Raw genomic sequence first — 9,637 nt, forward strand, 5'->3', positions numbered from 1 at the left:
AAAAGCGCACAATAAAAAAGGCCCCGCAGGGCCTTTTCTACAGCTTACTTTGCAATATTACTTGCTCAGAGGCGTGTATTTACGTTCTGTGTGACCAGTGTACAACTGACGTGGACGACCGATTTTCTGACCTGGGTCAGACATCATTTCATGCCAGTGTGAAATCCAGCCAACAGTGCGTGACAAGGCGAAGATACAGGTAAACATGTTGGTAGGAATACCAATTGCTTTCAGTACGATACCTGAGTAGAAATCAACGTTCGGGAACAGTTTCTTCTCAGCGAAGTACGGGTCTTCAAGGGCGATGCGCTCAAGCTCCATTGCTACGTCAAGTAACGGATCCTGTACATTCAGCTCTTTCAGTACTTCGTGACAGCTTTCACGCATTACGGTTGCGCGTGGGTCGTAGTTCTTATAAACACGGTGACCGAAGCCCATCAGACGGAACGGGTCGTTCTTGTCTTTCGCACGAGCAATAAACTCAGGGATGCGATCTACAGTGCCGATTTCTTCCAGCATTTGTAGACATGCTTCGTTTGCTCCACCGTGCGCAGGGCCCCAAAGTGACGCAACGCCAGCAGCGATACATGCGTAAGGGTTAGCACCAGAAGAACCCGCTAAACGTACTGTAGACGTTGACGCGTTTTGTTCGTGGTCGGCGTGCAGCGTGAAGATGCGATCCATAGCGCGCTCAACAGCCGGGCTGATCACGTAATCTTCTGCAGGTACGGAGAACATCATGTTCAGGAAGTTAGCTGCATAGCTCAGGTCATTGCGTGGATAAACAAATGGTTGGCCAATGTTGTACTTGTAACACATGGCAACCAGTGTAGGCATCTTAGCAATCAAACGATGTGCGCAACGAACGCGTTGTTCGGGGTTAGAAACATCAAGGTCACTGTGATAGAACGAAGACATTGCGCCCACGGTACCATTCAACATCGCCATAGGGTGAGCGTCGTTGCGGAAGCCGTGGAAGAACATATTAATTTGTTCGTGCACCATGGTGTGGCGCTTAATAGTGTTCTCAAATTCGTCGTATTGTGCCTGGTCCGGTGCATCGCCGTGCAGCAACATGTGGCACACTTCAAGATAACTTGCATCACGCGCCAGCTCTTCGATAGGGAAACCACGGTGCAGTAATACACCTTTTTCGCCGTCAATAAACGTAATGGAAGACTCGCAAGATCCAGTCGCCAGGAAACCGGGGTCGTAGGTGAAATAGCCGTGTTTGCCAAGGGCGCGAATGTCGATAACATCCTGTCCGGCTGTTCCGGACAAAATAGGAAGTTCTATTTCCTTGTCGCCCGCTTTCAGAATGGCTTTTTGATCTGCCATAGTTGCTCTCCTCAGAATTTTCTTTATCAGGATGATACTCAACGTTGAGCTATCCGGTGGGAAAAGTGGCGTATTTTTACTTTATTATGCGGTATTAAGTCAATTTTATTGCTTATATTGCACATAAATATTCTAGATTGTCTGAGATTATAATGCGGAAGTCTAGCGAAAGATCAGAATCTGGCTTACCTCTCTACGACCTAAGACTAATGTCCTAATACCACACAAAAAATTGTAATTATACTAGGTCGTGGATATACTCTGCCTACTTGAATTTACCCGAATATTTATTCTGTAAATCAGGTAATAAAACATTCACAAAATGTTAACAACTCACTGGATGAGACAATTAACAGGTAACAATCAAAATCACTCTGTCAGGACATAAACACGAGAGTGATTGTCCCTACGGATAAAACAGGCAAAAATTGTGAAAAAGCAAAGACCAGTAAATTTAGATCTTCAAACCATTAAATTTCCTCCCTCTGCTATTTCGTCAATTCTTCATCGTGTAACAGGCGTTGCAATGTTTTTTGCATTGCTGTTTGTGATCTGGGCATGGGCCGTTTCGGTATCATCTCCAGAAGGCTTTGCAGACGTGCAGGCTATGATGGACGGATTGATTGGAAAAATCATTGCAATCGGTACAGCTTCAGCACTGACTTACCATATCCTTGGCGGTATCCGTCACGGCATCATGGACATGGGTCATTGGGAAGAGTTGGAATCTGGCAATCTCAGTGCACAAATTGTGATTGGCTTATGGGTTGTTCTGACATTAGTTATAGGGGTTGCACTATGGTAACGAATCAGGCAAGCATTAAACGTAATGGCGTTCAAGACTACGTTTCATTACGCGCCACCGCATTTATAATTGCGCTTTATACCTTTTTTATTGCTGGTTTCTTTATCACTACCGATGAAGTGACTTTCGATGTATGGCATGGCCTGTTCTCAGGTTTGGCTATGAAAGTATTCACACTCGCTGCTTTGGTCTCCGTCATGATCCACGTTCGAATTGGTTTATGGCAGGTATTAACCGACTACGTAAAACCAACCGGACTACGCGCCATCATTCAGTACGTTCTGAATATCATTGCGTTCGTATACGTAGCAGCTGGTTTGTTTGTTTTGTGGGGAGTGTAAGATGAGTTTACCCGTTCATGAATTTGACGCCGTCGTAATTGGCGCCGGCGGCGCAGGTATGCGTGCAGCACTGCAAATTTCGCAGTCTGGCAAATCCTGTGCATTATTATCTAAAGTATTTCCAACCCGTTCTCATACGGTATCAGCGCAGGGCGGTATTACCGTAGCGCTGGGTAACTCGCATGAAGACAACTGGGAATGGCACATGTATGACACTGTTAAAGGGTCAGATTACATTGGTGACCAAGACGCCATTGAGTACATGTGTAAGACAGGCCCGGAAGCCATTATTGAAATGGAAAACATGGGTCTGCCATTCTCGCGTTTTGAAAATGGTAAAATCTACCAGCGTCCTTTTGGCGGCCAGTCGAAGAATTTCGGTGGCGAGCAGGGCGCACGTACAGCGGCGGCAGCTGACCGTACCGGTCACGCGTTACTTCACCTGCTGTATCAGCAAAACGTAAAGAACAAAACTAAAGTATTCAGCGAATGGTACGCACTTGATCTGGTAAAAAACCAGGACGGTGATGTTGTTGGCTGTACTGCAATCGATATCGAAACCGGTGAAGTGGTTTACTTCAAATCGAAAGCCGTTGTATTGGCAACAGGTGGTGCGGGTCGTATTTACGCATCAACGACCAATGCTCACATCAACACCGGTGACGGCGTTGGTATGGCACTGCGCGCAGGTGTTTGTGTGCAGGACATGGAAATGTGGCAATTCCACCCAACTGGCATCGCTGGTGCAGGTACCCTGGTAACCGAAGGTTGTCGTGGTGAGGGTGGTTACCTGTTGAATAAAGACGGTGAGCGTTTCATGGAACGTTATGCACCTAATGCGAAAGACCTTGCTGGTCGTGACGTTGTTGCGCGTTCAATGATGACCGAAATCCGTGAAGGTCGTGGTTGTGAAGGCCCTTGGGGTACACACATCAAGCTGAAGCTTGACCACTTAGGTAAAGAAGTACTTGAGTCACGCCTGCCTGGTATCCTCGAGTTGTCTCGTACCTTTGCTCACGTTGATCCGGTTAAAGAACCTATTCCGGTTATCCCAACCTGTCACTACATGATGGGTGGTATTCCTACTAATGTTGACGGTCAGTGTTTGACGCTGGACGAAAACGGTAACGACAAAGTTGTGAACGGTTTGTTCGCCTGCGGTGAAATCGCTTGTGTATCTGTACACGGTGCTAATCGCCTGGGTGGTAACTCACTGCTTGACCTTGTTGTATTTGGTCGCGCGACAGGTCTGCACCTGGGTGCTAAACTTGACGAAATCGCTCCTTCGCGTGATGCCTCTGAAACTGATCTTGAAGCCGCGATGGCGCGTTTCAATCGTTGGGAAGGAACAGAGAAAGGCAAGGGCGAAGATCCGGTTCAGATCAAGAAAGATCTGCAACAGTGTATGCAGCTTAACTTCTCGGTATTCCGCGAAGGTGAAGCGATGGCTGAAGGTCTGGAGCAGCTTAAAGAGATTCGCGAACGTCTTAAGTCAGCACGTCTTGACGACAAGAGTTCAGACTTCAATACCCAGCGTATCGAGTGTCTGGAACTAGACAACCTGATGGAAACTGCTTACAGCACAGCGGTAGCAGCTAACTTCCGTACTGAGAGCCGTGGTGCGCACAGCCGCTTTGACTACCCGGATCGCGATGATGAGAACTGGTTATGTCACAGCGTATACAACCCGGCAACTGAGGCCATGGTTAAACGTGATGTCAATATGGCGCCTAAGCTTCGTGAAGCCTTCCCGCCGAAAGTACGTTCATACTAAGAGGGGTTAGACCATGCAATTAACTTTTTCGGTATACCGTTATAATCCTGAGGTGGATAACGCACCTCGTATGCAGGATTACACCCTGGAAGTAGAAGAAGGCCAGGATATGATGGTGCTGGATGCACTGTTACTATTAAAGGAACAGGATCCAACATTGTCATTCCGTCGTTCATGTCGTGAAGGTGTTTGTGGCTCAGACGGCATGAACATGAATGGTAAGAATGGTCTGGCGTGTATCACGCCGCTGTCCGCACTGGGCAAAGGCAAGCTGGTTATTCGTCCGTTACCCGGACTGCCAGTGGTACGTGACCTCGTCGTAGATATGACGCAGTTCTACACTCAGTACGAGAAGATTAAGCCATTCTTGATCAATGATAATAAACAGCCGCCTGCACGAGAGCATCTGCAGTCTCCTGAAGAGCGTGCTAAACTAGACGGACTGTACGAATGTATCCTTTGTGCATGTTGTTCAACGTCTTGTCCTTCGTTCTGGTGGAACCCAGACAAGTTCATTGGTCCAGCGGGCCTGCTACATGCATACCGCTTCCTGATCGACAGCCGTGATACGGCGACAGATGAGCGATTGAATGACCTGGATGATGCCTTTAGTGTTTTCCGCTGTCACGGTATCATGAACTGTGTAAGTGTTTGTCCGAAGGGACTAAACCCAACGAAAGCAATCGGCCAGATTAAGTCGATGCTTTTACAACGGGCTGTTTAGCAAGATTATCTCTGATTACTTTTTAGTAAACAGTGTGTAATGCGTAAATGGCCATCCTTTTGGGGTGGCTATTTTTTTGTACAGGAGCGAGGGACACGAGTCCGTTGTTCCTATTTCATGTAATGACAACCTAGCAAGGCACAATAATGCAAGAAAGCGTGATGAAAGCGTGGTGGGACTCATCGCACATGGCTGGAGCCAATGCTGCCTATGTGGAAGCATTGTACGAAGCCTATTTGGATGACCCGCAAAGTGTCTCCGAATCATGGCGGCAAACCTTCGACGCCTTACCCAAGGTGGAAGGGGTAGAACTTGAAAGCAACCATAGCCTGATAAAAGAGCAATTTAAAAAGCTGGCAGCGCTCGGTCCGATGGCCCGTGTGAGCGGCGCAGCACCAACGGCTGGTAGTAATCAATCTGATGAAAAACAGGTAAAAGTTCTACAGTTAATTAATGCCTATCGATTCCGTGGTCACCAGCACGCTAACCTTGACCCATTAGGATTATGGCACCAGGAACGAGTTAGGGATCTCGAGTTGTCTCACCACAACTTGTCCGAAACCGACTTTGACACGGTTTTTAATGTGGGTTCTTATGCCATCGGCAAAGAAACCATGCCATTGGGCGAACTGTTTAAATCGTTAAATCGCACATACTGCAGCTCTGTAGGCGCTGAGTATATGCATATTACCGATACTGAACAGAAGCGTTGGTTACAGCAGCGAATTGAATCTGTTGAAGCGCGTCCGCAAATCGATCGTGACGAAAAAATCAGCATCCTCAAGGGGCTGGTTGCCGCTGACGGTATGGAAAAATACCTGGGCGCCAAGTTCCCGGGTGCGAAACGATTCTCACTGGAAGGCGGTGACGCATTAATTCCAATGCTGAAAGGCCTAATCACTGCAGCCGGTTCACAAGGTACCAAAGAAGTCGTCGTAGGTATGGCTCACCGTGGTCGCCTTAACGTGCTGGTCAACGTATTAGGTAAGAATCCTTCAGTTCTGTTTGATGAATTCTCTGGTAAGCACGACGAATCACTGGGTGCCGGTGACGTGAAATACCACGCGGGTTATTCATCAGATTTCGCAACGCCAGGTGGTAATGTTCACTTAGCGTTGGCATTCAACCCGTCTCACCTTGAAATCGTTAACCCGGTTGTAATGGGCTCGGTAAGAGCGCGTTTAGACCGTCGTGACAACGATAGCAGTAAAGTACTGCCTGTGACGATTCACGGTGACTCAGCGATAGCTGGTCAGGGTGTAGTGCAGGAAACCTTTAACATGTCTCAAACCCGTGGCTTTGCTGTGGGTGGTACGGTTCGAATTGTTATCAACAACCAGGTTGGTTTCACCACGTCACGTACAGATGACACGCGTTCAACGCAGTATTGTACCGATATCGCTAAGATGGTGCAGGCGCCGATTTTCCACGTTAATTCAGACGATCCGGAAGCGGTGATGTTTGTTACCAAACTGGCGTTGGATTTCCGTAATAAATTTAAGCGCGATGTTGTTATTGATTTGGTGTGTTACCGTCGTCATGGTCACAACGAGTCAGATGAGCCAAATGCAACCCAACCGCTGATGTACCAGAAGATCAAAAAGCACCCTGTGCCACGTCAGCTTTATGCTGATCAGTTGATTGCAGAAGGCGTTATTGGTGAAGTTGAAGCTGAAAAGCTCATCGACGACTACCGCGCAGCGCTGGATCACGGTGCCTGTGTGGTTGAAGAGTGGCGTCCAATGACGGAGCATTCCGTTGATTGGCGTCCATTCCTGGGACATGACTGGGATACGCCTTACGACGGTTCAATCAGCGTAGAACACCTGAAAGCGCTGGGCGAGAAAGTCACCAGCTACCCGGAAACGCATAAACTGCATTCCCGTGTAAATAAGGTATATCAGGACCGTAAAGCCATGGTTGCCGGTGAGCGTATGCTTGACTGGGGTATGGCTGAAATACTGGCATATGCGTCAATTGTTGAAGCAGGTACCAGCATCCGTATGACAGGTCAGGACTCTGGCCGTGGTACGTTCTTCCACAGACACGCCGTGCTGCACAACCAAAAAGATGCTGAAGCGTACATGCCACTGCAACACATCAATGATGAGCAGGGGACCATGGAGATCTACGACTCGGTGCTGTCTGAAGAAGCAGTAATGGCATTTGAGTATGGTTACGCAACCGCTGAGCCAACCTGTCTGACAATCTGGGAAGCGCAGTTTGGTGACTTTGCCAACGGTGCACAGGTTGTATTCGACCAGTTCTTAAGCTCGGGTGAAGCAAAATGGGGTCGTTTGTGCGGTCTGACTGTCTTGCTACCACACGGTTACGAAGGCCAGGGCCCGGAACACAGTTCAGCGCGTCTTGAGCGTTTCCTGCAGCTTTGTGCAGATCACAACTGGCAGGTGTGTGTACCGTCTACCCCAGCGCAGGTATTTAATATGCTGCGTCGTCAGGTGGTACGTCCAATGCGTAAACCACTGATCGTTATGTCACCTAAGTCATTGTTACGTCACCCACTGGCAGTATCTTCGCTGGAAGAGTTGTCGGATGGCGTTTTCCACAATGTCATTGGTGAAGTTGACGAGCTTGATCCGAAAGGGGTTAAGCGCGTGGTAATGTGTTCAGGTAAAGTCTACTACGACCTGCTTGATCAACGCCGTAAAAACGAGCAAACCGACGTTGCCATTATTCGTCTGGAACAGCTGTATCCTTTCCCGCAGGAAGAATGCGCGAAGATTGTAGCTGAATACAGCCATGTAAAAGATTGGGTTTGGTGTCAGGAAGAGCCGCAAAACCAGGGTGCCTGGTATTGCAGCCAACATCATTTCTGGCAGGTTATTCCTGATGGTGCCAAATTGACTTATGCCGGCCGCGCGGCTTCTGCGTCGCCTGCAGTAGGTTACTTATCCGTTCACAACCAGCAACAAAAAGCACTGGTTGAAGACGCTCTCACGATTAAATAAGGAACAAAGATGACAATTGAGATTAAAGTTCCGGTTCTACCCGAGTCAGTTGCCGACGCCACGATTGCAACATGGCACGTAAAGGCCGGTGATGCAGTAAAACGTGACCAGAATCTGGTAGACATTGAGACTGACAAGGTAGTGCTGGAAGTTGTTGCACCTGCAGACGGTGTAATCGGTGAGATTATTAATGAAGAAGGCGCGACGGTGCTGGGCGAGCAAGTGATAGCTAAGCTGGAAGAGGGCGGCGCTGCCAAAGCTGCACCTGCGGCAAAAGCTGAGGAAGCGGCTGCGCCAGCAAAAGCGGAAGCTCCTGCTGCGGCGACAGGCGCATCAGTTGACATCAAAGTACCTGTACTTCCTGAGTCGGTAGCGGATGCGACAATTGCTACCTGGCATGTTGCACCTGGTGAAGCTGTGTCTCGTGACCAGAACCTGGTAGATATTGAAACCGATAAAGTGGTACTTGAAGTGGTTGCTCCGGCAGACGGTTCACTGGCTGAAATTCTGGCTGAAGAAGGCACCACGGTTACCGCTGAAGAAATCATTGCTAAGTTTGTTGAAGGCGCAGGTGCTGCGGCGCCGGCTGCTGCAGCGGCTGAAGAAAGCGATGACGACAACGACGCATTAAGCCCGTCAGTACGTCGTTTACTGGCTGAAAAAGGAGTTGACCCAGCGAAGGTAAAAGGTTCTGGCAAAAACGGTCGCATTACCAAAGAAGACGTTGAGCAATACCTGAAAGGCGGAAGTGCGCCGGCAGCTCCAGCGAAAGCGGCTGCTGAAGAAGCACCTGCCGTTGCCTCTGGTGAGCGTTCGGAAAAACGCGTTCCTATGACGCGTCTGCGTAAGACGATTGCGAACCGTCTGTTAGAAGCGAAAAATTCTACGGCGATGTTGACGACGTTCAACGAAGTGAACATGAAGCCTATTATGGACTTGCGTAAGCAGTATCAGGATAGCTTCGAGAAGCGCCACGGTATTCGTCTTGGCTTCATGTCTTTCTACGTGAAAGCCGTAACCGAAGCTCTGAAACGTTACCCTGAAGTGAACGCGTCAATCGACGGTGATGACATCGTTTATCACAACTACTTCGATATCTCTATTGCCGTTTCTACCCCGCGTGGACTGGTTACCCCAGTACTGAAAGATTCAGACACGCTGGGCATGGCCGGTATTGAAAAGGGCATCAAAGAGCTTGCATTGAAAGGTCGTGACGGCAAGTTGTCTATGGCTGAACTGCAAGGTGGTAACTTTACCATCACCAACGGTGGTGTGTTTGGTTCACTGATGTCTACACCAATTATTAACCCGCCACAAAGCGCTATCCTGGGTATGCACAAGATTCAGGACCGCCCAATGGCTGTTAATGGAAAAGTTGAGATTTTACCAATGATGTATCTGGCGTTGTCTTATGACCACCGGATCATTGATGGTAAGGAATCGGTTGGCTTCCTGGTCACCGTGAAGGAAATGCTCGAAGATCCAACGCGTCTGCTTCTGGATGTGTAAGACTTTCGTAGCAAACCTATAAGTGAGGGTGATACTGATGTATTATTCTCACTAAGCTGATGTTTGGGGACGGATATCAGTAAGGACAAATCAAGCCAGTCTATTGCTGGCTTTCGTTTAAATAAAAATCGGAAAGAAACACCATGAATTTGCATGAATACCAAGGTAAGCAGCTAT

7 protein-coding genes are annotated in these 9,637 nt (G+C 48.4%); 6 read left to right on the forward strand and 1 reads right to left on the reverse strand.

All coding sequences use genetic code 11. The features are described 5' to 3' along the window. Positions 1-57 precede the first annotated feature (57 nt). Positions 58-1,338 carry a citrate synthase gene (locus tag AC4MRN_RS16745; protein WP_255052416.1) on the reverse strand — a complete coding sequence of 427 codons (1,281 nt, stop codon included), beginning with the start codon at positions 1,336-1,338 and terminating at the stop codon, positions 58-60. A gap of 430 nt (positions 1,339-1,768) precedes the next feature. On the opposite strand from AC4MRN_RS16745, the gene sdhC reads away from it, so the two are divergent. The 6 genes from sdhC to odhB all read left to right on the forward strand — a co-directional run bounded on the left by sdhC (position 1,769) and on the right by odhB (position 9,460). Then, positions 1,769-2,143: a succinate dehydrogenase, cytochrome b556 subunit gene (gene sdhC / locus AC4MRN_RS16750; protein WP_073321333.1), complete on the forward strand. Its 375-nt coding sequence runs from the start codon at positions 1,769-1,771 to the stop codon at positions 2,141-2,143. Next, entirely contained in the window at positions 2,137-2,484 is a 348-nt protein-coding gene (sdhD, locus tag AC4MRN_RS16755) for a succinate dehydrogenase, hydrophobic membrane anchor protein (RefSeq protein WP_073321330.1), read from the forward strand. Before sdhC ends, sdhD begins: the two co-directional genes overlap by 7 nt. A gap of 1 nt (position 2,485) precedes the next feature. Continuing rightward, positions 2,486-4,258, forward strand: coding sequence for a succinate dehydrogenase flavoprotein subunit (gene sdhA, locus AC4MRN_RS16760; protein ID WP_073321327.1), 1,773 nt, complete (start codon positions 2,486-2,488; stop codon positions 4,256-4,258). A 13-nt stretch (positions 4,259-4,271) separates the two neighbouring features. Continuing rightward, positions 4,272-4,982 carry a succinate dehydrogenase iron-sulfur subunit gene (locus AC4MRN_RS16765; protein ID WP_073321324.1) on the forward strand — a complete coding sequence of 237 codons (711 nt, stop codon included), beginning with the start codon at positions 4,272-4,274 and terminating at the stop codon, positions 4,980-4,982. A gap of 146 nt (positions 4,983-5,128) precedes the next feature. Then, positions 5,129-7,951 (forward strand): 2-oxoglutarate dehydrogenase E1 component, encoded by a 2,823-nt coding sequence (gene sucA / locus AC4MRN_RS16770; protein WP_490710590.1) that lies wholly within the window; start codon positions 5,129-5,131, stop codon positions 7,949-7,951. 9 nt (positions 7,952-7,960) lie between these two features. Continuing rightward, positions 7,961-9,460: a 2-oxoglutarate dehydrogenase complex dihydrolipoyllysine-residue succinyltransferase gene (gene odhB / locus AC4MRN_RS16775; RefSeq protein WP_073321318.1), complete on the forward strand. Its 1,500-nt coding sequence runs from the start codon at positions 7,961-7,963 to the stop codon at positions 9,458-9,460. Positions 9,461-9,637: the final 177 nt, after the last annotated feature.

The sequence above is a fragment of the Marisediminitalea sp. genome (assembly GCF_984433645.1).